The 26,758-nt window shown below is 40.7% G+C and carries 24 protein-coding genes; 9 read left to right on the top strand and 15 right to left on the bottom strand.

The features are described from left to right. Window positions 1–335: 335 nt before the first annotated feature. On the bottom strand, window positions 336–1,706 hold the full coding sequence (cpxA, locus tag M992_RS02695) for an envelope stress sensor histidine kinase CpxA (RefSeq protein ID WP_053907219.1): 1,371 nt from the start codon (window positions 1,704–1,706) through the stop codon (window positions 336–338). 298 nt (window positions 1,707–2,004) lie between these two features. Next, window positions 2,005–2,703: an envelope stress response regulator transcription factor CpxR gene (gene cpxR / locus M992_RS02690; protein ID WP_047255833.1), complete on the bottom strand. Its 699-nt coding sequence runs from the start codon at window positions 2,701–2,703 to the stop codon at window positions 2,005–2,007. A gap of 152 nt (window positions 2,704–2,855) precedes the next feature. Between cpxR and M992_RS02685 the strand changes: the two genes are divergently transcribed. The 4 genes from M992_RS02685 to M992_RS02670 all read left to right on the top strand — a co-directional run bounded on the left by M992_RS02685 (window position 2,856) and on the right by M992_RS02670 (window position 7,564). Continuing rightward, entirely contained in the window at window positions 2,856–3,431 is a 576-nt protein-coding gene (locus tag M992_RS02685; RefSeq protein ID WP_053907218.1) for a Spy/CpxP family protein refolding chaperone, read from the top strand. Window positions 3,432–3,763: 332 nt separating this feature from the next. Then, on the top strand, window positions 3,764–4,519 hold the full coding sequence (gene loiP / locus M992_RS02680) for a metalloprotease LoiP (protein ID WP_053907217.1): 756 nt from the start codon (window positions 3,764–3,766) through the stop codon (window positions 4,517–4,519). 782 nt (window positions 4,520–5,301) lie between these two features. Next, on the top strand, window positions 5,302–6,279 hold the full coding sequence (gene pfkA, locus M992_RS02675) for a 6-phosphofructokinase (protein ID WP_053907216.1): 978 nt from the start codon (window positions 5,302–5,304) through the stop codon (window positions 6,277–6,279). Between the two features lie 274 nt (window positions 6,280–6,553). Beyond that, window positions 6,554–7,564, top strand: a complete 1,011-nt coding sequence (locus tag M992_RS02670; protein WP_134473592.1) for a sulfate ABC transporter substrate-binding protein — start codon at window positions 6,554–6,556, stop codon at window positions 7,562–7,564. Window positions 7,565–7,663: 99 nt separating this feature from the next. Here the strand turns inward: M992_RS02670 and tpiA are convergent, their stop codons facing one another. Further along, window positions 7,664–8,434: a triose-phosphate isomerase gene (gene tpiA / locus M992_RS02665; RefSeq protein ID WP_053907214.1), complete on the bottom strand. Its 771-nt coding sequence runs from the start codon at window positions 8,432–8,434 to the stop codon at window positions 7,664–7,666. Between the two features lie 250 nt (window positions 8,435–8,684). Further along, window positions 8,685–9,302, bottom strand: coding sequence for a DUF1454 family protein (locus tag M992_RS02660; RefSeq protein WP_315970583.1), 618 nt, complete (start codon window positions 9,300–9,302; stop codon window positions 8,685–8,687). A 47-nt stretch (window positions 9,303–9,349) separates the two neighbouring features. Here M992_RS02660 and M992_RS02655 point away from each other — a divergent pair, with 47 nt between their 5' ends. Then, window positions 9,350–9,772 carry a DUF805 domain-containing protein gene (locus M992_RS02655; protein WP_053907213.1) on the top strand — a complete coding sequence of 141 codons (423 nt, stop codon included), beginning with the start codon at window positions 9,350–9,352 and terminating at the stop codon, window positions 9,770–9,772. Between the two features lie 100 nt (window positions 9,773–9,872). Here the strand turns inward: M992_RS02655 and fpr are convergent, their stop codons facing one another. Then, a complete protein-coding gene (fpr, locus tag M992_RS02650; protein WP_053907212.1) occupies window positions 9,873–10,619 on the bottom strand; it encodes a ferredoxin--NADP(+) reductase in 747 nt (248 codons plus the stop codon). Between the two features lie 697 nt (window positions 10,620–11,316). Here fpr and emrD point away from each other — a divergent pair. Then, window positions 11,317–12,501, top strand: a complete 1,185-nt coding sequence (emrD, locus tag M992_RS02645) for a multidrug efflux MFS transporter EmrD (RefSeq protein WP_053907211.1) — start codon at window positions 11,317–11,319, stop codon at window positions 12,499–12,501. A gap of 87 nt (window positions 12,502–12,588) precedes the next feature. On the opposite strand, the gene glpK is transcribed toward emrD, so the two are convergent. Together glpK and M992_RS02635 are read right to left on the bottom strand one after the other, a co-directional pair. After that, window positions 12,589–14,115 carry a glycerol kinase GlpK gene (glpK, locus tag M992_RS02640; protein ID WP_053907210.1) on the bottom strand — a complete coding sequence of 509 codons (1,527 nt, stop codon included), beginning with the start codon at window positions 14,113–14,115 and terminating at the stop codon, window positions 12,589–12,591. Between the two features lie 35 nt (window positions 14,116–14,150). Next, window positions 14,151–14,987: an MIP/aquaporin family protein gene (locus M992_RS02635; protein ID WP_053907209.1), complete on the bottom strand. Its 837-nt coding sequence runs from the start codon at window positions 14,985–14,987 to the stop codon at window positions 14,151–14,153. Between the two features lie 304 nt (window positions 14,988–15,291). Here M992_RS02635 and zapB point away from each other — a divergent pair, with 304 nt between their 5' ends. Further along, window positions 15,292–15,534 carry a cell division protein ZapB gene (gene zapB, locus M992_RS02630; protein ID WP_047255822.1) on the top strand — a complete coding sequence of 81 codons (243 nt, stop codon included), beginning with the start codon at window positions 15,292–15,294 and terminating at the stop codon, window positions 15,532–15,534. Window positions 15,535–15,643: 109 nt separating this feature from the next. Here the strand turns inward: zapB and rraA are convergent, their stop codons facing one another. The 7 genes from rraA to priA form a co-directional block, all read right to left on the bottom strand. Further along, window positions 15,644–16,165, bottom strand: a complete 522-nt coding sequence (gene rraA / locus M992_RS02625) for a ribonuclease E activity regulator RraA (RefSeq protein WP_053907208.1) — start codon at window positions 16,163–16,165, stop codon at window positions 15,644–15,646. Window positions 16,166–16,344: 179 nt separating this feature from the next. Further along, window positions 16,345–17,262 carry a 1,4-dihydroxy-2-naphthoate polyprenyltransferase gene (locus tag M992_RS02620; RefSeq protein ID WP_053907207.1) on the bottom strand — a complete coding sequence of 306 codons (918 nt, stop codon included), beginning with the start codon at window positions 17,260–17,262 and terminating at the stop codon, window positions 16,345–16,347. A 106-nt stretch (window positions 17,263–17,368) separates the two neighbouring features. Further along, entirely contained in the window at window positions 17,369–18,703 is a 1,335-nt protein-coding gene (gene hslU, locus M992_RS02615; protein WP_047255819.1) for an ATP-dependent protease ATPase subunit HslU, read from the bottom strand. A gap of 11 nt (window positions 18,704–18,714) precedes the next feature. Beyond that, window positions 18,715–19,245 (bottom strand): ATP-dependent protease subunit HslV, encoded by a 531-nt coding sequence (hslV, locus tag M992_RS02610; RefSeq protein WP_047255818.1) that lies wholly within the window; start codon window positions 19,243–19,245, stop codon window positions 18,715–18,717. Window positions 19,246–19,347: 102 nt separating this feature from the next. Beyond that, entirely contained in the window at window positions 19,348–20,166 is an 819-nt protein-coding gene (ftsN, locus tag M992_RS02605; RefSeq protein WP_053907206.1) for a cell division protein FtsN, read from the bottom strand. Window positions 20,167–20,241: 75 nt separating this feature from the next. Further along, complete coding sequence (gene cytR, locus M992_RS02600; protein WP_053907205.1) at window positions 20,242–21,270, bottom strand: DNA-binding transcriptional regulator CytR; 1,029 nt, start codon at window positions 21,268–21,270, stop codon at window positions 20,242–20,244. A 249-nt stretch (window positions 21,271–21,519) separates the two neighbouring features. Then, window positions 21,520–23,718 (bottom strand): primosomal protein N', encoded by a 2,199-nt coding sequence (priA, locus tag M992_RS02595; RefSeq protein WP_053907204.1) that lies wholly within the window; start codon window positions 23,716–23,718, stop codon window positions 21,520–21,522. 236 nt (window positions 23,719–23,954) lie between these two features. On the opposite strand from priA, the gene rpmE reads away from it, so the two are divergent. Next, on the top strand, window positions 23,955–24,170 hold the full coding sequence (gene rpmE, locus M992_RS02590) for a 50S ribosomal protein L31 (protein WP_053907203.1): 216 nt from the start codon (window positions 23,955–23,957) through the stop codon (window positions 24,168–24,170). Window positions 24,171–24,885: 715 nt separating this feature from the next. Here the strand turns inward: rpmE and metJ are convergent. Then, the gene (metJ, locus tag M992_RS02580; protein WP_053907201.1) at window positions 24,886–25,203 is read right to left on the bottom strand and encodes a met regulon transcriptional regulator MetJ; all 318 of its coding nucleotides are present in this window, start codon (window positions 25,201–25,203) and stop codon (window positions 24,886–24,888) included. Window positions 25,204–25,584: 381 nt separating this feature from the next. Here metJ and metB point away from each other — a divergent pair, with 381 nt between their 5' ends. After that, window positions 25,585–26,745: a cystathionine gamma-synthase gene (gene metB, locus M992_RS02575; RefSeq protein WP_053907200.1), complete on the top strand. Its 1,161-nt coding sequence runs from the start codon at window positions 25,585–25,587 to the stop codon at window positions 26,743–26,745. The last annotated feature ends 13 nt before the right edge of the window (window positions 26,746–26,758 follow it).

Below are 26,758 nucleotides of genomic sequence, written 5' to 3'. Positions count from 1 at the left end.
GATTAAGATAATAACATTATTTTTTTAATCTCTATGGGATCAAATTTGTCAAATAATATCAAATGAAATTGATATCTTGTTATTAGCTCATACAATAAGTAATCATATAAGTATTACTATCTAAATTTGTATAAAAAACTATTGTCGATAGTTAATGTTAGTTTTTTTCGCCATAAATATAAAAATATACTCTTTTTTTGGTATAAAATAATAAAACGATAAAGTTACTGAAGAGAAATTATTCTTCAGTAACTTTATATGCAGTTTAATAAATGTCTAACAGATAATGGCGCAGTTATTTATCGCCTATATTCTGAGCTAGGTTATTGATAATATTATCGACCATGCTCCGGTAGCCAAATAACTAATCGTAAGCCTCCTAGAGGGCTATCTTCTGCTTTTACCCAGCCTTTATGCTGAGATATTGCTGTTTCTACAATAGCGAGACCTAAGCCTGTCCCCCCTGATTCACGGTCTCGAGCTTCATCTGTCCGGTAGAATGGACGAAATATTTGCTCGCGATCTTCGGGGCTAACACCAGGGCCATCATCATCGACAGTAACCATAATGCCACTATTGCTTTGTTTAAATTCGACCGCAATATGGGTATTAGAGTAGCGTAACGCATTACGGACGATATTTTCAAACGCGCTACCAATCGCCGATGGATTACAATAAATTGACCACGGTCCTGGTGGTGAGGTCACATCTAATGTTTTATGCATTTGCTCAGCTTCAAAGCTAGCATCAGCTAAAATATCTCCCCACAAATCATCAGCAGTGATATTTTCACGCAAGATTTCATTTTTATGCTGGCTACGAGATAACACAAGTAAATCATTGATCATACTATCTAAACGGAGCGTTTCAGTCTCTATACGCTGTAGCTCTCTACTTTCCCCATGCCGACGACGCAATAATGCAGTGGCTAATTGTAAGCGTGTCAACGGCGTTCTTAGCTCATGAGAGATATCAGAAATCAAACGTTGTTGTGCACTGACCATACCATCCAATGCACTGATCATTTGATTAAAACTGTAGCCCGCGGAGACAAATTCTTGAGGGCCGGATTCTAATTCTGGATGTGGGCGCAGATTACCTTTCGCGACATCATCAGCTGCCATTTTTAATTTACGAGCTGGTTTAGCTAAACTCCATGATAACCATAGTAATAGAGGTGCACTGATCAGCATTGTCGCGATTAATAACAGCAAGGGTCGGTCAAAGAGCAGGTTGATAAAGTCAGATTGCGGGCTATTTGCTGGGCGTACTAGATAGAGTTGATAGTGATCTTCACCATCACGAATTGAAAATGGACCTAATATTTCAGCACGGCCATATTTTTTCTTTTTGGGATAGTCAGCATTATCAGATTGGCCAATAAAATTACGGATCACTTGGGTTTCACTAGGAAGGGCGCCGATAACGCGACCTTCACTGGTGACAATAATTAATCGCTGTCCGGGAGGTGCCCATTTTTGAATAGCCGTTGAAATTCGTCGCCACCATAAAAGATCATTTAACGGTGCTTGAGCTAGTTCAGCCTCGATATGTTGCTCTAGCATTTCACCTTGTCGTTGTTCACTTTCTAATAGATTAGTTAGCTGACGTGAATCAAGTTTTGGCACCATTAGTACCAGCATGAGTACTAGCGCTAAAGTAAACCAGAAAATAGCGAAAATTCTCGCGGTTAGGCTGCTGATCATCATTTGCCCCCGAGACATTCGGCCTGATTAAAGCTAAATGAGTAGACGGTGTATATTAAACTAACCACAACAGTGATTTTAAGCATATGTATTATATACCTATATTGAAATTATATTGTTGAAGCCAACATCTTGTTGCTAAGACAGCGTATTGAAACAGCTGTTGACTGAGCCGATTAATGGTTGTGTTTGGCTACTGAGCCACAGTAAATAATTAGGCTTGATATAATATTTTTAAATAATGCATGTAGAATAATGGCGTTAAAAATAAAAACCCCTTCCACTGGAAGGGGGATGGTTAATTTGTTGACACCATTAAATATCCACGACCTCTTAGCGTTTTAAACCAGGAAAGGCCATCTGAGCGCTCAGGTAATTTGCGGCGCAAATTAGAAATATGCATATCAATAGCACGGTCAAATGGTGTTAAACGTTTACCGAGAACTTCTTGGCTTAAATGCTCACGCGAAACAACTTGCCCTAAATGCTGTGCCAGTAGGTACAATAAGGTAAATTCAGTACCGGTTAAATCGAGAATTTCATTATCAAAGCTCGCTTCTTGACGACCTGGATTTAATTGAAGTTTATCGACTTGTAATATCGGGGTGCTCCCGGTATCTGTTTGGGTTTGTTCACTCCAATTAGAGCGTCTTAATAACGCGCGTATACGTGCCACTAATTCGCGGTCATTAAATGGTTTGGCTAAATAGTCATCAGCCCCAAGTTCAAGACCAAGGACTCTGTCTAACTCACTGCCACGTGCCGTTAACATAATGACCGGGGTCTGATGTATTTGGCGTAGTTCTTTTAATGTTTCGATACCATTTTTTTTCGGCATCATGACATCGAGTAATAATAGGTCGATAGATGCGTCTATTTGTTGCAGTGCCTGTTCACCATCATGGGCAATAACAACATTAAAACCTTCCATTTCTAGTAGTTCTTTTAACAGCGACGTGAGTTCACGATCGTCATCAACTAATAGGATTTTATGCATGAATTAATTCCTCCTGCTGCCAAAATACGATAACAATCACCACGATTCCATGACTTTACGTTATTTTACATGCTCTGACGGTAGTTTGCAGCCGCGGAGGTATAGTTGTCTACATCGAATCAACAGCACCGCCGAGAAAACAGAGGTCAAGAATGCATAAAATAGCGACGCTAGCCTTGATGTCACTGTTAATTGTTGGACCGACGGCCGCTTTAGCAGATACTACCGACAGCCTAATAAATAGTGACACTCATCAAGCTACAAACAGTACCACTGAACAGATAAATAATCGTCAGCTACAGTCTCAGCACGATTCATCTTCTGAATTATTGTCTGGTAATAGAGTGAGTATCAGTCAATATCATCGTGGCGTGATGCGTGGTTATCAAGATAATGCAAGTACGTTTATGTTTAATGGTATCACGTTAAACGAAAAACAACGTCAGCAAATGCGAGATTTAATGGCTACCTTGCGCCTGTCTCGTCAGGATAATCCAGATCTTATTCAAGATCGTGAAATTATTCGTAAATTGGTGACAGCAGACACATTTGATGAATCGGCAGTACGTGCAGAAATAGAGAAGCAGTTACAACGCGATGTTGAACATCGAATTAATATGGCGCGAGTTCATCATGAATTATATCAGTTATTAACGCCAGAACAAAAAGCGCAATTAGAACAACAGCATCAACAGCGTATGAAACAGTTTCAAGCTTTACAGCAGTAAATTAATGCCCTTTTTCTCTCAATTGTAGTAGCACTAGCAACATCTAAGTTTTTCCTTGCCATAGACACCATCCCTGTCTTTTATAGCCCCTTTTAGGGGCTTTTTTTTGTCTAATTAATGGCATGCAAACAGTTAATTTTTGTTATGTAATTTCATCTTAACTTAAATATATTAATTTTTACTCTGCCATTTTTGTTCACATATTGAGAATATTGTGTAATTGATATTCTGTTTATTTTTGACGATTATCTTATTGTTATTTGGCGAGAAAATCGTAGTCTTTGATACGCAAAAATATACTGTCTTGCGAAGTCCAAGGATAAAATAAAATTATGAATATGAAACCTCTTGTTGCAATAGCTTTTTCTGCCGTGCTACTTACAGGTTGTAAGGGAATGGATAGTGGGATGTTAGCCAACTCAGGTATGCAGTTATTTCAAGCGGCAACACTGAGTGATAATGATATTAAACAGCTAACTGATCAGGCATGCCAAGAAATGGATGCACAAAATAAGATAGCGCCTTCTACAAGTGAATATGCTAAGCGTTTAGAAAAAATATCTAAGGCATTAGGCAATAATATTAATGGCACCAAAGTTAATTATAAAGTTTATCTGACTGACGATGTTAATGCATGGGCAATGGCCAATGGATGTGTTCGTGTTTATAGTGGTTTAATGGACCAAATGAACGATAACGAAGTTGAAGGTGTTTTGGGGCATGAAATGGGCCACGTTGCACTTGGTCATACTCGTAAGTCTATGCAAGTTGCTTATAGTGCTGTTGCCGCTCGTAATGCCGCCGCTGCTGCAGGCGGAATAGCTCAGCAACTGAGTAACTCTCAGTTAGCTGATTTGGGGCAAAAATTAATTAATTCTCAATTCTCTCAACATCAAGAAAGTCAGGCGGATGATTTCTCGTATGATTTATTGAAAAAACGAGGTGTTAACACTGAAGGGTTAGCAACAAGTTTTGAAAAGCTGGCGAAAATGGACAACAGCGATAGCAGTATGTTTGATTCTCATCCGCCATCTAAAGAGCGTGCTCAACATATTCGTGATCGTATCGCAGCAGATAAAAAAAATTAATTCTAAATAAGACTAAAAATTGAATATAGCAGTGCCATTGGCGCTGCTTTTTTATGTCTTTTTTCTGCATATTATCTGAGCTTCAGAAGAGAGAGCAATTTTGAGGTAATCGATTATTTTAATTTATCTTTGATACCAATATTTATATGTTTCTAGTAGATAAAGAAAGATAAATAGAGAGATAAAGGCGCGGTTGCTCTCATTTTAGTCGATGGGTGAAATATTCTTTTTTCTTTCGTCACTCATGATGGTTAAATGTTATGATCTATTTGTTGTTACTTTGTGGTACTAAACTTGCAGTTTATGGCATTAAACTTACGATAGATAGCTGGCGGTGTGTTATACAATATTATCAATATTTACCGCTTGGTTTATTCTACTCGTATTGAAACAGTACAGTAATATAATTTGTGGTTGTAATCACACAGTGAAATGAATAGGGCAGTTATATAAATAACTCACTGTAGAATTATCGAAAGGCATTATTTGTGATTTTTATAGGATTTACATTGCGTTTAATTGATCAATGAAATCACGTCGCAGAATATAATAGCAATGCGGAGCCATTACTCGCGATGATTTTGTATCCTATAATTTTTTAATCTTGATCACAATAAAATGAAAAAGGTTGATTGAAAGCAGGTGCATGGGCAATGATTTGCCGTATTATATCTTAGGGTGAATCAATTCAGCACTGACGATTTATAACGCTTAAATAGGCGCATTCATCCCGAGGCGCTTTTCATAGATTTGCAATTCACATTAATAAGTCAGAGGTCATCATGGTCCAACAGATCAAAAGAATCGGTGTATTAACAAGCGGTGGCGATGCGCCAGGAATGAACGCAGCTATTCGTGGTGTGGTGCGTGCAGCTCTAGGCGAGGGATTAGAGGTTTTTGGTATTTATGATGGATACCTTGGCCTGTATGAAAACCGAGTGAAACAACTCGACCGTTTCAGTGTATCTGACATGATTAACCGTGGCGGTACTTTTTTAGGATCTGCGCGTTTCCCTCAGTTCCGTGATGAAAAAGTACGCCAAGTAGCGATTGAAAATCTGAAAAGTAATCAAATTGATGCGCTGGTAGTTATTGGTGGTGATGGGTCTTATTTGGGAGCAAAAGCACTGACTGAAGCTGGTTTCCCCTGCGTTGGTTTACCGGGCACAATTGATAATGATGTCGCGGGCACCGATTATACGATTGGTTATTTTACTGCATTGGAAACCGTAGTAGAGGCAATTGATCGTTTAAGAGATACTTCTACATCTCATAAACGTATCTCTATTGTCGAAGTTATGGGGCGTTATTGCGGTGATCTTACGTTATCTGCAGCAATAGCAGGTGGTTGTGAATTTTTAGTATTGCCAGAAAGTGAAATGGAATTTAATCGTGAAGAGTTACTGGCTGAAATCAAAGAAGGCATCGATAAAGGTAAGCGTCATGCTATCGTTGCAATTACCGAACACGTTTGTGATGTAGATGAACTGGCTCGTTATATTGAAGCTGAAACTAAACATGAAACTCGCGCAACAGTATTAGGTCATATTCAGCGTGGTGGTTCGCCAGTCGCTTATGATCGAATTTTGGCATCGCGTATGGGCGCTTATTCGATTGAGCTACTGCTTGATGGTTATGGTGGCCGTTGTGTCGGCATCCAAAATGAAAAATTAGTTCATCATGATATTATTGATGCAGTAATGAACATGAAGCGTGTATTTAAGAAAGATTGGTACGAAACTGCGAAAAAATTGTATTAATTTTTATCATCTTGGTTTCCTCATGGCGATATTTTAGCCTGATCCGTTGATAATAAATGCATGACTCTGATTGCAAATCTGACCTGTGTAGCACCGAATAGTGCACAAATAGTACTGATTCAGCGCTACGCAGGTTCGATTCTTTCCTATTATTTCTGTTTACTCCCTTGATTTTATATTCCTCGATTGAATAAGACGGCTATTTTTATTATTTCCCGAGAGTGATGGATTCTGTCAGCCTTAAATCTCAATAACGATAATGGGGATTGGGATAATGACGGCATGTTGGCGAGCGAAAATACAATTATTAGCGTGGATATTATTATTAATAACGACAGGTGCATCGGCGAAAAATATCCAATTACTTAATGTTTCTTATGATCCGACTCGCGAGTTATATCAACAATATAACCAGGCTTTTAGTGATTATTGGCAACAAAAAACCGGTGATACAGTGACGGTTCGTCAATCCCATGGCGGATCAGGGAAGCAAGCAACATCCGTAATTAATGGTTTAGAGGCAGATGTTGTCACATTGGCGTTAGCTTATGATGTTGATGCGATAGCCAATACAGGGCGTATAAATCCAAAATGGATATCTAGATTAGCTGATAATTCAGCACCTTATACTTCTACAATTGTTTTCTTAGTACGCAAAGGCAACCCTAAAAATATTCAAGATTGGGATGATTTAATCCGTAATGATGTAGCTATTGTAACGCCTAATCCAAAAACGTCGGGTGGTGCTCGGTGGAACTATTTGGCTGCATGGGGGTATGGATTAGCGCAAAATCAAGGTTCTCAACAGAAAGCCCAGCAATTTGTTAAGCAGCTGTATCAAAATGTAGAAGTGTTAGACCCCGGAGCGCGAGGTGCGACAAACAGTTTTGTTGAGCGTGGTATTGGCGATGTATTAATTGCTTGGGAAAATGAAGCACTGTTAGCGATTAATCAATTAGGCGAGAGTGGACAATTTGAAATTGTTACGCCGAGTATTTCGATTCTTGCTGAGCCGACTGTCGCCGTGGTAGATAAAGTCGTTGATAAACGTCAACGCCGTGACGTTGCTGAAGCTTATTTAGAATATCTATATTCCCCTATTGGACAGGAAATTGCGGCTAAGAATTTTTACCGACCACGCGATAAAGCGATCGCAGAAAAATATAAGCACCAATTTACAGCATTGAAATTATTGACGATTGATCAGGATTTTGGCGGATGGAATAACGCGCAAAATATTCATTTTTCTAACGGTGGAACATTTGATCAAATTATTCGGCGCTAGTTTTAGTCTCAGTGAGAGTAAATAAGGTACAAGGAATAATGAAAAAAGCGGCTAAAGAGGAGCCGCTTTTTTATAAATTACGTCAGTAAGCCGCGTGTATTATTTGGCTTTTTTCGCTTCTGCCGCTGCTTTTACGATCACTGCAAAGGCATCGGCTTTCAGTGATGCACCACCGACTAATGCGCCATCAATATCAGGTTGAGTGAAGAGTTCTGCTGCATTTGCCGCATTCACTGAGCCGCCGTATTGAATTATAACTTGTTCAGCAATTGCCGAATCTTTTTTCGCAATATGGTCACGAATAAATTTGTGCACTGCTTGTGCCTGTGCTGGCGTCGCTGATTTGCCGGTACCGATAGCCCAGATAGGTTCATAGGCAATAACTGCGCCGTTGAAAGCTTCCACGCCGAGCGAGTTTAGTACAGCATCAATTTGACGCGAGCAGACTTCTTCAGTTTTGCCAGCTTCGTTTTCTGCATCAGTTTCACCGATGCACAGAACAGGAATTAGACCTTGTTCTTTAAGAATCGCAAATTTTTTGGCGATAAATTCATCACTTTCATGATGATAAGTACGGCGTTCTGAATGACCGATAATGATATATTTAGCACCGATATCTTTCAGCATTTCAGCAGATGTTTCACCGGTAAATGCGCCTGAAAGATTAACATCAACGTTCTGAGCTCCGAGTGCGATTCGGCTGCCAGCTAACGCATGTTTTGCTTGGTTCAAATAGATTGCTGGTGGTGCGATAGCCACGCCACAGCCATCAACGCTGCTTAATTCTTTACGCAGACCTGTGATCAGTTCGTTCACCATATGGGTACTGCCGTTCAGTTTCCAGTTACCCATCACTAATGGATGTCGCATGTTTCTTCCTCCAACCAGAGAGTTGTTATGATTAATAAATTGATATCCACCCCAGGTTAAGTGGCTTGGTATTTAGACGCGTTTAATATGATATCTATTTCAAACATATTAGAGAAGCGTATCCATACTTTCCGTCCACTCAAATTATTTAGGATAAATAGACTGAGTACAGTATAGAGACGATAAAAAAGAATAGCTTTGCTTTTTGTCATAATCATGACTATTCAAACTGTCATTAGCGTCTATTAGATTAATTTATAAACAGTTTAATAGGTTCAACGGCAAAGGTCAGGATATTATCGGTACTTTTAACTAAAATATAACGTATAGCGCCGAGTCTAGTTTCATCAGCTTGATTATGATTATTGGTTGCCATAAAGTTTTTTAATACTAAATTGAGTTCGGGCGCTTTATCCAGAGGGATGGTCGGATCGACTTGATGAATAAGCGCAATCATATATTGCTCAGCCAGTTTTAAGTCGGCTTGTGCTTGAATCGGGTCATCTGAAGGTAGCAAAGTCAGTTGCAGACTTTTTATTTTTTCGCTGCCCCGTTCTAGAACAGCAGAAGAGTAAAATCGCGGATTTATGCGCGTCGCTGCTCGGATATAGGGGGTAGAGATATCATTATTGGCGATAACTTTATATTCATATAACGGTGTTGCTGGATTGTTAAGATTAAATTTTTCGCGGAAAATAGGGATTGTTTCAGTAAAAGATGGGGCGTCCGGTGACAAATAGGCGACTTCCACATTGCTATCCGGCAGTCGTGGGATCTCCTGCGCTTGACTCAACAGTGGCAAACAATAGATAAAAGCGGTTATTATGGCTTTTATTGTGTGGTGCGCTAATTGGCTCATCATATTCATTTTTTCGCTTTTAATGGCAAATTGACTCGATATTGGAACCCTTTCTAATGACATTACAACAATGGGCATTTTCATTCAAAGGTCGGATAGGTCGCAGGCCTTTTTGGGCGGGTATCGCCCTGTGTTTTATTTTGATGGTCATTATTACCTCATTGCAAACAGCTTTCTCATTGCCCAATACGCTGATTATCCCTTTATTAATTCTAGTATTGTATCCACTTGCTGCAATATTTACTAAGCGTTTGCATGATAGAGGCAAACCTGGCGGCTGGACGGCACTGATTTTTATCGCTTTTTTATTATTTTCTCTAGATGTTAGTCAATTTGCGCCTATCTGGCAGTGGGGAATAGGTCGTTTTTTACCGCTATTTATCACGGTGATTATGTTGCTGGATTGTGGAACATTTCATGGAATGGCCTCTGAGAATCGCTATGGTGAAAAAACGCAACCCGTTGATTATTTATCGTAAAGATTATCCGAATGGCCATTTAGGCTCTCAGTGAGTAGAGAGCCTTATTAAATAGAGCATCCTGTGCTATAAGCAAAAATTCTAACAATATTAAATAATATTACCAATATTGTTCACTGCTAATATGTCCTGGTTTACGGCGTAAATGTTTTTTCATCTCACGGGTTGATTGTAAGATATCTCGGGTATCTCTGACCATTTCGGGGTTTCCACAGAGCATTACATGGCTATTTGAGGGAGAAATAGATAATCCAGCCGCAGCTTCTAAGTTGCCATTTTCAATTAAAGCAGGAATACGTCCCATCAGTGATGAGCCCGTTTTTTCGCGGCTCACGACGGTGACTATTTTTAGCTTGCCTGCATACGATTGTTGTAATTGTTCCATCAGTGGTAGATAACTTAAATCTGAGGAGTAGCGGACTGCGTGAACTAATACAATATGTTCAAAGCGATCTAGATCCTTACCTTGTTGTAATATTGAGAGAAAGGGCCCAATTGCAGTACCTGTTGATAGCATCCATAACGTTTTACATTCAGGTATTTCATCTAAAATAAAGAATCCAGCGGCATCTTCAGTAATTTGTAGAGAATCTCCTGGCTTTAAGGTGGCCAGTCTAGGGCTTAGGCGTCCTTCCGGTACAATGACAAAGTAGAATTCTAAGCGTTCATCGTCGGGTGAATTAACATAAGAGTAGGCTCGCTGAATACGTTCTCCTTCTATATCTAAAGCTAATTTTGCATATTGGCCGGCAATAAACGGTTTTATCGGCGCATTTAGCGTTAGACTGAAAAGTGTTTCTGTCCAGAATCGTGTCTCAATTATTTTTCCTGTGACCCAATTTGCCATATCTTATTCACCTTCTATGAGTTTAATATCTTACTGATTGCTTGAGTAGCTCTCGTGTTTTCATGCTGTGCTGCATTTAACACCGCATTTAATACTATGCTAGATAGTGTTCTCAGGTTATCGATTATGTGTGGCAGCTTATTATTCTGTTTTTATAGGTTTAAGTTAGTGAAATATGTACAGTTATCTTGACAGGTATGGCTGAAAAAGCTGACAAATCAAGATAAAATAAAATTGAAATAAAACAGTAGCCTATCTCGATAATTTTTTAAATTTTGTTATCTTAGTGCTAACCAACTAATACCCTAGGGTACTACATCATCAATAGGTGCTTATAAATTAATATCAGGTTGAAATAGTCTGCGGGCTAAATTAACTCGGGGAATTGATTAATATAAGTCACAAATAGAGGGTGTACCTCAAAAAAGGGTATTAGATTATTTATGCTTAAATAATCGAAATTAATTTCCGGAGTTTTAAATAACCGACAAATATATTGTTTGGGGATTGCGTACGTCGTTTCATACGGGGCATGAGTAATAATAGCCCATGATGATAAACGTAAACTAGTAATTAAGAGTACGGCAAATAGTGTAATAAAGGTGCGAGCCAGTGCAACGAGCCGTGATTATGTTTATTTAAATCGCTCCACTGGTATTGTTCATTCGATGACTGAATAAATTTTTCCGAGATAGCAATGAGAAAGTTAGAAAATTTTAATCTGCTAGTAATGTTAATTGCCTTAGTTGCGGTTGGGCAAATGACGCAAACTATTTATGTGCCCGTAATTGCTGATATCGCTAAATATTTTGGTGAGCCTTCAGGTTCTGTACAGCGAGTTATGGCTGCATATTTGTTTGCATATGGTTTTTCGCAGCTATTATATGGGCCTTTGTCCGATCAAATTGGTCGCCGTCCAGTTATTTTGGCGGGGTTAACTATTTTTTTAGCCGCCACCATAATGGCTATTTTGGCACCTTCGCTAAATTTATTAATCGTGGCTAGTGGGTTGCAGGGATTAGGTACCGGGGTTGCTGGTGTAATGGCCAGAACCATGCCGCGTGATTTATATAAAGGTACGGCGTTACGTTATGCCAATAGCTTATTAAATATGGGTATTCTAGTGAGTCCATTAATTGCACCGATGATAGGTGGAGTGGTAGCACATATTTGGGGCTGGCATGCCTGTTATATTTTCTTATTATTACTGGGCTGTGCAGTTTTAGTCAGCATGTATCATTGGCTGCCCGAAACTCGACCGGTTTCTCCTGAAAAACGTAAGATGTTGTCGTCTTATCATTTATTGCTTTCTAATGGCTCATTCACCTCTTATTTGGTGATGTTAATCGGTGGATTAGCCGGCGTTGCAGTTTTTGAAGCCTGTAGTGGCGTGTTGATGGGGGCTGTTTTAGGGCTAAACAGTATCACGGTCAGTATTCTATTCATTCTGCCCATTCCTGCGGCTTTTTTTGGGGCGTGGTATGCAGGTCGAGAAAGTAAAAGTTTTTATACTCTGATGTGGCATGCTGTATTTTGTTGTTTACTGGCGGGAATACTGATGTGGATCCCCGGTTGGCTTGGGTTTATGAATATTTGGACCTTATTAGTACCGGCGGCGGTTTTTTTCTTTGGTGCCGGAATGCTATTCCCGTTAGCAACTACCGGGGCGATGGAGCCATTTCCTTATTTAGCCGGAGCTGCCGGAGCTTTGGTTGGTGGTTTACAAAATGTCGGCTCTGGTATTGCAACGTGGCTATCTGCGCTATTACCGCAAAATGGTCAATTTAGCTTAGGTATGTTGATGTTTTCTATGTCTATCTTGATTCTATTGTGCTGGTTACCTTTAGCACATCGAATGGATAGAACGGAGAATATGATTTAAATACATTTATTATTCTTTTGATAAAAAAACAGGTGGCTAAATAAGCGACCTGTTTTTTTTTAATTGATGCCAATTACAGATGCTTGATTAGGCGCGATCTTCCCATTCTTGTGCTCGAGCCACGGCTTTTTTCCAACCTTCGTATTTATAATTACGTTCAGTAGTTTCAATACCCGGTTTAAATACTTTCTCAATAGTTGCTTTGGTTTTCAGCTCATCCAAATTATTCCAGAAGCCAATCGCTAGGCCTGCCAGGTAAGCAGCTCCTAATGCAGTACTTTCACGGACTTGAGGACGTTCAACTGAGGTGCCTAAAATGTCTGCTTGGAATTGCATTAAGAAATTATTTGCCACCGCACCACCATCAACTCGCAGGAATGCTAAACGGGTTTCTGAATCAGCTTGCATGGCATCAAGTACATCGCGAGTTTGATAAGCGATAGATTCTAACGTCGCACGAATGATGTGATTACGGTTAGCGCCACGGGTTAAGCCAAAAATAGCCCCACGTGCGTATGGATCCCAATAAGGTGCACCTAAACCGGTAAAAGCAGGAACAACATAGACACCGTTGCTATCTTTTACTTTGGTCGCGAAATATTCGGAATCTTCAGCTTCATCAATCAGTTTTAACTCATCACGTAGCCATTGAATAGAAGCACCACCAACAAATACCGCACCTTCTAAAGCGTAATTAACTTCACCACGCGGGCCGCAAGCGATAGTGGTTAGCAGGCCATGGTTTGAACGAACTGCTGTGTCGCCGGTGTTTAATAGCAAGAAACAGCCAGTACCATAGGTATTTTTTGCCATGCCCGGCTGAACACAAAGTTGACCATAAAGTGCGGCTTGTTGGTCTCCCGCAATACCGCAAATTGGGATACGTGTGCCGCCTTTACCCCCAATATTGGTTTGCCCGTATACTTCTGAAGAGGCACGGACTTCTGGCAACATAGCACGCGGAATATTGAGTGCTTTCAGAATTTTATCATCCCACTCCAGATTACGAATATTGAACATCATGGTACGAGAAGCATTGGTGTAATCAGTGACATGTACACGCCCCTGGGTCATTTTCCACACTAACCAAGTATCTACGGTACCGAATAGCAATTCACCTTTCTCAGCGCGTTCACGTACACCTTCAACGTTGTCGAGGATCCATTTTAATTTGGTGCCTGAGAAATAAGGGTCGACGACTAGCCCTGTATTTTGACGAATATACTCTTCTAAATCGCGATCATTCTGTTTTAGGTGGGTACAAAAATCGGCGGTACGACGGCATTGCCATACGATAGCGTTATACACTGGTTTGCCTGTGGCTTTTTCCCACACAATCGTGGTTTCACGCTGATTGGTAATTCCGATACCCGCGACTTCATCGGTACGAATATCCGCTTTAGCTAATACTTCAACTAATGTCGAGCTCTGTGATGCCCAAATTTCCATTGGGTCATGTTCAACCCAGCCGGGCTTAGGATAAATCTGCTCAAATTCACGCTGAGAAATACTGATAATATTTGCATCGTGATCAAGAACCACGGCCCGCGAACTGGTTGTTCCTTGATCAAGAGCGACAATATATTTTTTTTCGATATTTGTTTCTGTTGTCATAATAATGAACCTGTTCCGGTAATAAATAAAAATAATTAAGCTTGTTTGTCAGTGGCGCTTTTTTCTTCCGACTCACAAACCATACAAGGTAAATGGCGACCGATAAGTTTGCGGTAACCGAATGCGCCAATTAAGCCACCAACAATTGGTGCAATTAATGGGATCAAGAAATAAGGAACTTCACGTCCACCGGTTAGCGCTATATCCCCCCAACCCGCGAAATAAGCCACGACTTTTGGTCCAAAGTCACGCGCCGGATTCAGTGCGAATCCGGTCAATGGGCCAAATGAGCCCCCAATGACGGCAATTAGGATCCCAATTAATAGAGGTGCGAGTGGTCCGCGAGGAACTCCGTTACCATCATCAGTTAATGCCATAATCAGACAAACCAAAATAGCTCCGATGATGACTTCGACAAAGAAGGCTTGTCCTTCAGAAATCTGTGGTGCTGGATAAGTTGAGAAAACACCGGCAGTAAATAAACTTTCTTGGGTTCCCCGGACGATATGATGAATCTGATCATAATCCAGAAATACATTGTAATACATGGAATAAACAAGCGCAGCTGCGCAAAAACCACCTAACATTTGTGCAACAATATAAGGCACAACTTTACGGCGTTCAAAACAAGCAAACAGCCAAAGAGCAATAGTGACGGCAGGATTAAGATGGGCGCCTGAAATACCGGCGGTAAGATAAACGGCTAAGGCAACGCCAAAGCCCCAGATGATACTAATTTCCCACAAACTTAATTGTGCACCAGCGATACGTACTGCGGCAACACACCCTAGACCAAAGAAAACGATTAAGGCCGTCCCGAGAAACTCGGATATACACTGGCCTGTGAGTGTAGTAGAAGTCATTTGGCTCATATGTTTCTATCCTACGAAAATTAAAATTATTGTATGTTTTTTTAAGGTTCAGATTTTATAAAGTAGACCCTTAGGTGTGAATTTATCGTTAATGAGCGTAAACGAGAAATAGCGAAATTGAAATCTGTGTGTTACATCAAAAAAATGTTCGAAAACGCACCAAAATGGTGATCTATACGACTATTGTTATGAGATCCGACCAGTGTTTTGCAACAGAAGAAATACGATATAAGAGGGATGTAGCTGGACAGGAACCGATAGGCTACTTACAATCGTTTTATTACCGATAAAGGGGACGAAAAGAATGTCATTTGAAGTATTTGAGATGTTAGAAGCAAAAGTACAACAAGCAATTGATACTATTGCATTATTACAGATGGAAATTGACGAACTGAAAGATAAAAACAGTTCATTGGCTCAAGAAGTTGAGGCTGCAAAATCAGGTAGTGAATCTTTAGTACGTGAAAATGAGCAGTTAAAACAGGAACAACAAGCTTGGCAAGAACGTTTACGCGTATTGTTAGGCCGCATGGAAGAAGTTAAGTAGTTAATTATATACAAGATAGTTATCGTAAAAGATAAATATCTAAAAAGACCAAAAATATAAGGGCGATATTTCGCCCTTTTTGCTGTCAGTCTTCTCCGCTCAATAGCGACTAAATAATTTCTTCAGAATCGAAATCTTCATCTTCATCATCAACCGCTAACGGTTCTTCAGATAAAATAATCCCAGTATTATCTGCGTACAGATAATCACCAGAGAAGAAGGTGACGCCACCAAAATTTACACGAACATCACTCTCGCCAATGCCTTCATCAGGGCAACCGGCAGGAATAGCAGCGATGGCTTGAATACCAATATCGAGATCCATTAATGCATCAACTTGGCGTACCGCTCCATAAACGACAATACCTTCCCAACCGTTTTCAGTAGCAAGACGAGCAAGGTTTGCATTCACTAATGCTTTACGCACTGAACCGCCGCCATCAACAAGTAGAATACGTCCATCACCGTCTTCTTCGAGCAAATCATACAGTAATCCATTATCTTCAAAACACTTCACTGTGATGATTTGGCCACCAAATGAAGTACGTCCACCAAAGTTGGAAAAAAGAGGTTCTACCACATTGACGCTTTCTTGGTAGATATCGCAAAGCTCGGAAGTATCATATTTCATAGGTTTAAGGTCTTTTGGCTGCAAGGGGAGAGATAGTATATCCCTTTCTGTCTGCTGTTGGCAAAATCATCAATTAAAATAGATAAGGGGGAGGAATTATCATCAGATTTAATCTATCCGTCAGACTTTAAGGCGCGGGTATATAAGCTCAACACCTTAAAGAATGGCGGAGGAAAAAATCAATTTAAAACGAGGCCAATAGAGAACAGTAAGTTGGTTAGCAAGGCTAATTTTACCATATTGACTAACATCGGACGCATGCCTTCTGTGGTAGGGTCATTGAGCACTTTACGGACATGATTCAGTAACAAAGGAACCGCGAGTAAAAATAACCAGCCGCTCCAGCCATGCAAATAAATGAGATTAAAAAAGATTAAGCATAAAATGGCACTAATAATAATAATCGCATGGTAAATCCGAGAGCCTTGGACGCCTAAACGAACCGCTAAAGTATTCTTACCGGCCTTAATATCGTTTTCGATATCACGCATGTTATTGATATTCAATACCGCGACAGACAGTAATCCACAGGCAGTTGCCGGTAAAATAGTAACAATATCGAAACTATTCGCTTGTAAATAATAAGTACCAATAACACTGAGCCAACCAAAAAAGATTAGCACAGAAATATCACCCAGCCCAAGATAGCCGTACGGCTTTTTACCCACGGTATAGGTTATTGCGGCAACGATAGCCACCAGCCCAAGCACGAGGAATCCAAGTGCATCTTCTGGTTTTTCACAGGCAACGATAATCAGTAATAAACCAGAAAAACAGGCTAATGAAATGGTTATTTTTAGCGCTTTTTTCATGTCTTCCTGAGTGATAATGCCTTTTTGCATCCCTCTCAGTGGACCAATACGCTCCGCGGTATCTGAGCCTTTGACAGCATCGCCGTAATCGTTCGCTAGATTCGATAGAATTTGTAAAATGCCCGCGGTGATAATAGATAATAAAGCAACCGGCCATTTAAAGTTATCTGTCCAGTAAGCCAGCGCAGAGCCAGTTACGATAGCAATAACTCCAAGAGGCAGTGTTTTAGGTCGTAAACTTTCTAGCCACGCTTGTTTGCGACTGGTAGCAGTTGATGAGCTCATTCGATAGATTCACAGGTTCGTTATTAATGGTATGTTTTATAAAATAAATGATGGGAGGCAATTGCCTCCCATCAGAATTATAAATGATAAACGTGAGATAGTCAGATTATAAAATAAATCGACTCAAATCTTCATCTGCCACTAATTCATCCAGATGTTGTTTCACATATTCTGCATTAATTTCTATGGTTTCTCCACCCAGCTCGCTGGCATCATAGGAAATATCTTCCATCAAACGCTCAAGTACAGTGTGTAGACGACGAGCACCGATATTTTCAGTGGTCTCATTGACTTGCCATGCTGCTTCAGCAATTTTACGAATACCTTCGGTGGTGAAGGTGATATTTACGCCTTCAGTAGCCATTAATGCTCGATATTGCTCGGTTAGTGAAGCATTTGGTTCGGTCAGTATACGTTCGAAATCATCGGTAGTGAGCGCTTGTAGCTCAACACGAATAGGCAAACGACCTTGTAGCTCGGGGATAAGATCTGCCGGGCTAGAGACTTGGAATGCGCCTGAAGCAATAAACAGAATATGATCTGTTTTAACTACCCCATGTTTGGTTGATACGGTACAGCCTTCAACCAAAGGAAGCAGATCACGTTGTACGCCTTCGCGAGAAACATCAGGGCCAGATGATTGACCGCCACGTTTACAGATTTTATCTATCTCATCGATAAACACGATACCATGCTGCTCAACGGAATCGATGGCTTGCTGTTTCAGCTCTTCAGGATTGACTAATTTTGCCGCTTCTTCTTCAATCAGCAGTTTAAACGCTTCTTTGATTTTCATCTTGCGCGGTTTTTGTTTCTGGCCGCCAAGGTTTTGGAACATAGATTGTAATTGATTAGTCATTTCCTCCATGCCTGGAGGTGCCATAATTTCAACACCCATAGATGTTGCAGCGACTTCAATTTCAATTTCTTTATCGTCTAACTGGCCTTCACGCAATTTTTTGCGAAACGATTGGCGTGCCGGAGATTGTTCATCTGACGGCTCATTTTGCCCCCAGTTATTTTTAGCCGGTGGGATCAATACATCTAAAATTCGTTCTTCGGCTAATTCTTCTGCGCGATAACGATTTTTTTCAATTGATTGATGACGAACCATTTTGACTGCGGCATCGGTTAGATCACGGATAATTGAATCGACTTCTTTACCGACGTAACCCACTTCAGTGAATTTTGTGGCTTCAACCTTAATAAAAGGTGCATTGGCTAATTTTGCTAAGCGACGAGCAATTTCAGTTTTACCAACACCAGTAGGACCAATCATCAAAATATTTTTAGGGGTTACTTCATGGCGTAAGGCTTCATCTAATTGCATACGGCGCCAGCGATTACGTAGAGCAATCGCGACAGAACGTTTTGCTTTGTTCTGGCCAATAATATGGTTATCTAGTTCGCTGACAATCTCGCGTGGAGTCATTTCGGACATACTATCAATCCTTATGATTTTGAAGAAATTTCTTCAAAGTTTACATTATGGTTGGTGTAGATACAGATATCGCCAGCAATCGAAAGTGCTTTTTCTGCGATTTCACGGGCAGTAAGGTCTGTATTCTCAAGCATTGCACGAGCTGCGGCCTGTGCATAAGGACCACCTGAACCTATAGCAATCAAATCATTTTCTGGCTGCACGACATCACCATTACCGGTGATTATCAGAGAAGTGCTTTCATCAGCAACCGCTAATAAGGCTTCCAGTTTACGTAGCATACGGTCAGTACGCCAATCTTTGGCTAGCTCTACCGCAGCTTTAGTTAAGTGCCCTTGATGAAGTTCGAGTTTACGCTCAAACAATTCAAAAAGAGTAAATGCGTCAGCGGTGCCGCCTGCAAATCCTGCAATGACTTTGTCATTATATAATCGACGTACTTTACGGACATTGCCTTTCATGACGGTATTACCCATCGTCGCCTGTCCATCACCACCGATTACGACTTGGCCATTACGGCGAACACTTACGATTGTAGTCATGAGTCAGCCCCTGGTTTCTCAAAAAATTACGCGGCTATTTTTTTAGCTACGATAGCCGCTACGATACATTAAAGAAATAGATGGGGGAGCGAGGGAGATTTTTCAACCCCCACTAGCGCGAAGAATACACCCGGATACGCCAACATCGGATGCACGGGAACGCATTTTATCGGCAGTTTCTTTGCTATAAGGGCCCATCACGATACGATGCCAACCACCTCCAGAGCTAATTCGGCTTTCAATTCCTGAAAATGCCAATGTAGCGCGAACACTTTCTGCTTGATCTGTTGTACGGAAAGAACCACATTGCACCAGCATTTTTTGGATATTTTCAATCGGTTTTTTCTCCGGCTTTACAGCTGTCGCAACTTGCTGCTGAGCAGGGCGGTTTTCAACCTTGGGTTCAATTCTGATTTCAGGTTTTTTTACCGTCGCAGTGGGTGCTGGCGTCGGCTCATTAATAATTACCTGAGAGCGAGGAACTGGTTGCCCATTATAAGGAATTTCTGACAACGTCGTGACTGGACGGCGTCTGTCTGAATCTATTTGCTCCAATAATTGACGCTGTTCTGCGGTTAAATCTGATGGGCGTACGATATTCGCCCCACCGCTATTTAGCTCGGGAATACTTGGAATATCGACACCACGGTTTTCCAGCTCTTTAATATAACGCCAGCGTTCTTCAGGTTTTGGCGGCAAGGTATTTGCTGGTTTTGCCGATTTAATGGCTTCAACCGTTTGGGGGATATCTTGTTTTTTATTTTGGGTTATAAAAAACAGCCCGCCAATAAACATGACGACGATCACCACCGCAACAGCTAATGTTGTTTTAGATAATCCTTGAGGCTGTTTCTTTTTGCCCGGTCCTTTTTTTCGGCGGGCGGCGGTGCGCCCGCGAGCTACGTAATCTCTCTGTGCCACAATGTTAATTCACTGAGTTATTAATAATAAATGTTATATACGGTGACACATGTTACTTAACCTGAGTCATTTTGCCTAGCTTTTAGGCGCTTGAGCACTCCCGCGAATAATTAAATCGGCATCTAACAAGCAAGAACCGACATTAATATTATGCCCTTGTATTTGATCTAACAGCAATTTCATCGCCTGACTACCAATTTCAAAACGCGGTTGGCCAATAGTGGTAAGCGGTGGATCACTGTATTGTGAGAGTTTTAAATTATCAAAACCAACCACAGATAAATCGTTTGGTAATTTAAGCCCCATATGCTTGGCTTGCCACATTGCGCCCAGTGCCATCATATCATTATGGCAGAAAATCGCCGTAGGAGGTTCTGGCATCGTAAGCAGTCTTTTAGTCGCTTTAGCGCCACCTTCATGGCTGAAATCACTACGGATAATATAATCTTCACGCACTTTATCGCCAGTGCGTAGCATGGCTTTTTTATATCCTTCTAAGCGATATTTACACAGCGGCATATCTTCTGGTCCAGTAATGCAGGCGATACGTCGATGCCCGAGCTTCTGAAGATAATGGGTCGCATTAAATGATGAAGTTAGATTATCTATATGCACAGTGGGTAATTTTAGTTCTGGAGTAAATTCATTTGCCATAACCATTGGCGGAAGATTTTTTTGTTCTTCGGTCGATGCATCGAAGGGAATATTTGAACCGAGCAGAACCATGCCATCAATTTGTTTGGTGATAATCAGATTAATAAAAGCATGCTCTTGTTTTTGTTGATGCTTACAGTCACCAATTAAGATTAAATAGCCTTCTTGAGCGGCTACGTTTTCAATCCCACAAATTACTTCACTGAAAAAAGGATCACTGATGTCAGGAACAATAACCAAGATTGTTTTCGATTCATTGCGTTTGAAATTACGCGATAAATTATGTGGAAAATAGCCGACATCCAAAACTGCTTGTTCAACCTTTTGTCGAGTTTGTGAGGAGACTTTTTCAGGATTCATCAGCGTTCTTGATACTGTTGCTGTTGATACCCCCGCAGCATCTGCAACATCTTTCATCGTTGCAGCCCCGCTATCATTTCGTTGTTCCACGACACATCCCTCGCGATTAAGTTAATCGATTGCTTTTTGAATAAACTTAAATGTCATGTTGCTACTCAAGGTAGATAACATGATCCCTATTAGCTAGTTATTCTAAACTTTTTATAAACTTAAACTGTTACTTAGTTTGCATAAAAAGTGTGACTTATGTCATTTATTAGAGCTACTTCGCAAAAATAAAATATTAACTTGCTAAATAGTTAATCACGTTATTACTTTAAATAAGTAGATATCATAAAATTATCCGTCAGTAGGATCGACATCAATATTCCATTTTACTTTACGGCTTTCAGGGTAAGATTGGATTTCTGGGATCAATCGAGTCATTAGGCGTTGTAAATAGAGCCGTGAAGGATGTTGCAGTAATAATTGCCAGCGAAATCGCCCGCCGCGTTTCGCTTGAATTGCAGGTGATGGCCCCATAATCCATAATTTTTCATCACGATCAGGATGCTGTTCAATATAGTGGCGCAGATTGTGTAAAAATTGCGGGGCTTGTTGATTATTATGATCTTCTGAACGGATCATAATATGACTGGTATAAGGGGGTAATTGAACCGTACTGCGTTCTTCTAGGGCTTCTGTTGCAAACGCATCGTAACCTTGTTCTAGTAAGGTTATTAATAATGGATGCTCAGGATGATGCGTTTGTAAAAAGACATCTCCTTGCTTACCCGCCCGTCCAGCTCGGCCAGAAACTTGCACATATAATTGAGCAAAACGCTCAGCAGCTCGAAAGTCGCTCGAAAAGAGTGCGCCATCGACATCTAATAATGCGACTAGTGTCACATCTGGAAAATGATGGCCTTTGGCTAACATCTGAGTACCAATTAAGATACGAGCACCTCCCGTACTAACTTCATTTAATTGCTGTTCTAATGCGCCTTTGCGGCTGGTGGTATCACGATCAATTCGAGTAATGGGAGTTTGTGGGAAGATCTCCTGGATCCCTTCTTCCAGTTGCTCGGTCCCCATCCCGACGGGGACTAATTGGGTTGATCCACATTCTGGGCATTGTTTTGGCACGGGACGTTGGCTGTCGCAGTGATGGCAACGTAATTGCCGGTGATGTTGATGTAGCGTGTAATAATGATCGCAACGTGGGCATTCGGCTATCCAGCCACATTCATGGCAAATAAGAGCCGGCGAATAACCTCGACGATTAAGAAATAAGATTACTTGATTATCGCGAGCGAGATGTTCGCCAATATGCTGGATAAGCAAATGTGACAGTCCATGTTTTAATGGTTGTCCTTTTAAATCAATTAAATGCTGAGTAGCAGGTTTTGCACTCCCTGCACGCTGAGTCAGGTTTAGCCGCTGATATTTGCCTTGTTGCACATTACACAGCGTTTCTAATGATGGTGTTGCTGTTCCCATGACAATTGGAATATGTTCTTTTTTGGCACGGAATACCGCCAAATCACGGGCGTGATAACGCCAGCCATCTTGTTGTTTATAAGAACTGTCGTGCTCTTCATCGATAATAATAATCCCCAAACGTGAGAATGGGGTAAATAAGGCCGAGCGTGTACCAATAACGATGGCGGTATCACCCCGCTGAGCACGCAACCAAACAGCTAATCGTTCGCTATCATTTAAACCGGAATGTAATACATCTACAGGGGCTTTGAAACGTCGACTAAACCGGCGAATAGTTTGTGGTGTTAAGCCGATTTCGGGGACTAAAACTAACGCTTGTCGCCCTTGAGCTAAAATATTTTCCAGTACGCTGAGATAAACCTCAGTTTTGCCTGAACCGGTAATACCGGCTAATAACCAAGGTGAAAATTGATCATCTTGTGCTCGAATAGCACCAACGGCAGTCGCTTGCTCTGTATTTAATCGAAACCGTTCCTCTGACACGGAAAAGTTATCTTGCCAAGCGGTAGCAACCGGTTGTATCGGATATAAATCAGCCAGATTTTTTTTCTTTAATGACTGTAATGCGGTTTCGCTAAGTTCAAATTCACTTACTTGATGGCGATAAATAGGTTGGCGCAGTAATTGAGCTAATGCTTGTTGTTGTTTAGGTGAACGCTTTAATGTTGTGATATCAAAGGCTTTACCTTGTTCCGTTATCTGCCATTGCCAAATAGGCGAAAATTCTGCCGGTTTTCCTTGACGTAATAAGGTAGGCATTGCATGAAATAACACTTCGCCAATCGGATAGTGATAATACTGTGAAGACCACAGCAACAGTTGCCACAGATCATCAGGGAAAAGCGTTACTTTATCGAGTACGGTATCGATAGGTTTGAGCTGTTCGGCAGTGAATTCACTTTTATCCGTGATAGCTGTAACCACCCCTAGAGCCTGGCGCCGGCCAAAAGGGACCATGACCCGAGCTCCTACTACGGGAGCAGGCATATTCTCGGAGAGCAGATAGTCAAAAGAGCGATTTAAAGGTACAGGTAAGGCAACCTGAACGACAACCATAAGTGGATTCCCCGAGCGTTTTTTTTAGCGCCCTTAGACAATTTTGCGAACATAAGCGAATAAGAGTACCATAAAACAAGCACGGTTTTCATTGCAGGGTAAATAGTTTTTCTGTATGATCCGCCGCCTTTGGTATCGATTTTTACCAATAAAAACATCCTAATTTATAATCAACTCGACGTGTGGTGTCCGGCGTTAGGGCGGGATGGCGACACGGCCTTAATAGAGGTTTTCCCATGAAAAAAGGTATTCACCCTAAATATGATGAAGTTACTGCAACTTGTTCTTGCGGTAATGTGATGAAAATCAGATCAACAGTTGGTCACTCTCTGAATCTGGACGTTTGCGGCAACTGTCATCCATTCTACACTGGTAAACAGCGTGATGTAGCAACTGGTGGCCGTGTTGATCGCTTCAATCAGCGTTTCAGCATCCCAGGTGGCAAGAAGTAAGACTGTTTGGCTGAAGAAATATCTTGTTATTGCAGAATACCGCGTTCTAACAAAGCTTGATGCTTTAGTTGAATATCGTCATTTTATGGTATCCAAGATATTTCAAACAGATTTATTGGTAACTCTAGAATTTATAAATTTACCGATACCTCTGATAAAACCCTGGCTAATGGCTGGGGTTTTTGTTTATTTACGATTAGATTATTTTTAATTTTACTCTGGGTTATACCACTACTATGGCTGCTCGATAATTTCTATACCGTATTCCCATCCTGTTATTTCTACTGTGTAATCGTTATAGCGTAATTCCTATTTTGTAATTCTTACTCCATGATTTTTATCGGGGTTTAGTCAACTATTTTATTCATTTTATTCCTCTATTTCGGTATTTTTACCTGTTAATTGGTAATTTTCGTCATTAGAGTCATACTTGTTGCAGTAAGTCGATTAAGCTAAAAATAGATAATGAAGCTAAAGAGAATTCAGTATTAGAACGTGGGCGCATAATGTTCATTCAGAAGAAATTATTAAAAACAGACTGGCATTGAAAAGATCACTGTTAGAAATGATAGCCTTTAAAAGCGATGAGTATGAGTACAGAAAAATAGGGTAGCTTATTTTATGGGAAGTTCTATGGGAAGTTCCATGAGATATTTCTCCCTCAACAAAGTTTAAGGGAGAAATAAGGGGGATAAAAATAATACTTGATTGGAAATCAATATTCCCAATTATTTGGATCGATACCGAGTTCACGCATTATTTCTTTTGCCGCTTCTGGGATCTCATCGCTACGCTCTTTACGTAGATCTTCATCGTTCGGCAAAGGTTGTCCGGTAAACGCATGGAGAAAAGCCTCACACAGCAGTTCACTATTGGTCGCGTGACGTAAGTTATTAATTTGGCGACGAGTGCGCTCATCAGTTAAAATTTTCAATACCTTTAACGGAATTGAAACGGTAATTTTTTTAACTTGCTCACTTTTTTTGCCATGTTCAGCGTAAGGGCTGACATATTCACCATTCCACTCAGCCATGAAGTACCTTAATTATTTTCATTAGTAATAAAGATTGTAAATATATCGATTATATTTCAAGTTACCGCAGTATAAGTGACTTTTATCTCCCCCTATAATTTACTGGCATAAATAGATGGTAAGGGCGAGGTTACTACTTGTGGTACTTGAATTTTTCAGCGTTTATTATCGACCTTATTGCTCATTTTATTATGATCTATTCACGAAAAATGAGAAGTACAGTAGGTCAGATCGATAAATAAACAGCTAATAACATTATTTCTAGTATTGATTATTTCATTTCTTCGTCTAAACGTAAAGAAGTTTAGACGGCTAGACCTGTTGACGTCTATACATCTGGTGGGTATATTTATAGCAGAATTTATTTTATCTGGGGTAATTATGGCTCGCAAACCAGCAACAATCGCAATTCATAGTGGATTAAATCAAGATACACAGTTTGGTTGTGTCGTCCCACCGATTTATTTATCGAGTACTTATAATTTTACCGAATATAATCAGCCGCGAGTCCATGACTACTCCCGTCGAGGTAATCCGGGTCGAGACATGGTGCAAAACGCACTCGCCGCGCTTGAAGGTGGCGCGGGTGCTGTTGTTACTAGTAGCGGTATGTCGGCGATTCATTTGCTGTGTACCACATTTTTAAATCCTGGCGATTGGATAGTTGCACCTCATGATTGTTATGGCGGTAGTTATCGACTCTTTGATAGCCAAAGTAAACGCGGCGCTTATAACGTAATCTTTGTTGACCAAAGTGATGAGTCAGCATTGAAAGCCGCATTAGCCAAAGCGCCGAAATTAGTATTAATTGAAACACCAAGTAATCCATTATTGCGTATTGTGGATATTCAGCATATTGCTGAATTAGCGCATCAATCCGGTGCTTTAGTGGCGGTTGATAATACGTTTTTAAGCCCGGTATTACAGCAACCATTATCTTTAGGCGCTGATTTTGTGATTCATTCTTGTACTAAATATCTGAATGGTCATTCCGATGTGGTGGCAGGCACGGTCATTGCTAAAGATCCGCAGCAGGCTGAGGAATTAGCATGGTGGGCCAATAATATTGGGGTTACTGGCGGAGCATTTGACAGTTATTTATTGTTACGTGGGATCCGAACGTTAGCTCCACGCATTTTATTGCAGCAGAAAAATGCGCAAGAAATCGTAAATTATTTAATAAATCAGCCTTTAGTAAAAAAATTATATTATCCTTCTTTAGTTGATCATCCTGGGCATGAAATCGCGAAACGCCAACAGAAAGGGTTTGGCGCGATGCTGAGTTTTGAACTCGCGGGAGACGAAACGATTATTCGGCGCTTCCTTGCTGCGTTAGAATTATTTACGTTAGCAGAATCATTAGGGGGTGTTGAAACGTTAATTTCTCATACCGCGACTATGACTCATGCCGGGATGACACCAGCAGCGAGAGCAAAAGCAGGGATCACCGATGAGTTACTGCGTATATCGGTAGGAATTGAAGATAGCCAAGATTTAATTGCCGATTTGGAAAATGCCTTCCGGATTGTCACTCAAGGGTAGCGGAGTTTTTTTG

Origin of the sequence: Moellerella wisconsensis ATCC 35017 (assembly GCF_001294465.1) — a bacterium.
Lineage (GTDB): Bacteria > Pseudomonadota > Gammaproteobacteria > Enterobacterales > Enterobacteriaceae > Moellerella > Moellerella wisconsensis.
The sequence above is the reverse complement of the archived record's forward strand: the minus strand, read 5'-3'. Positions and strand labels throughout refer to the sequence as shown.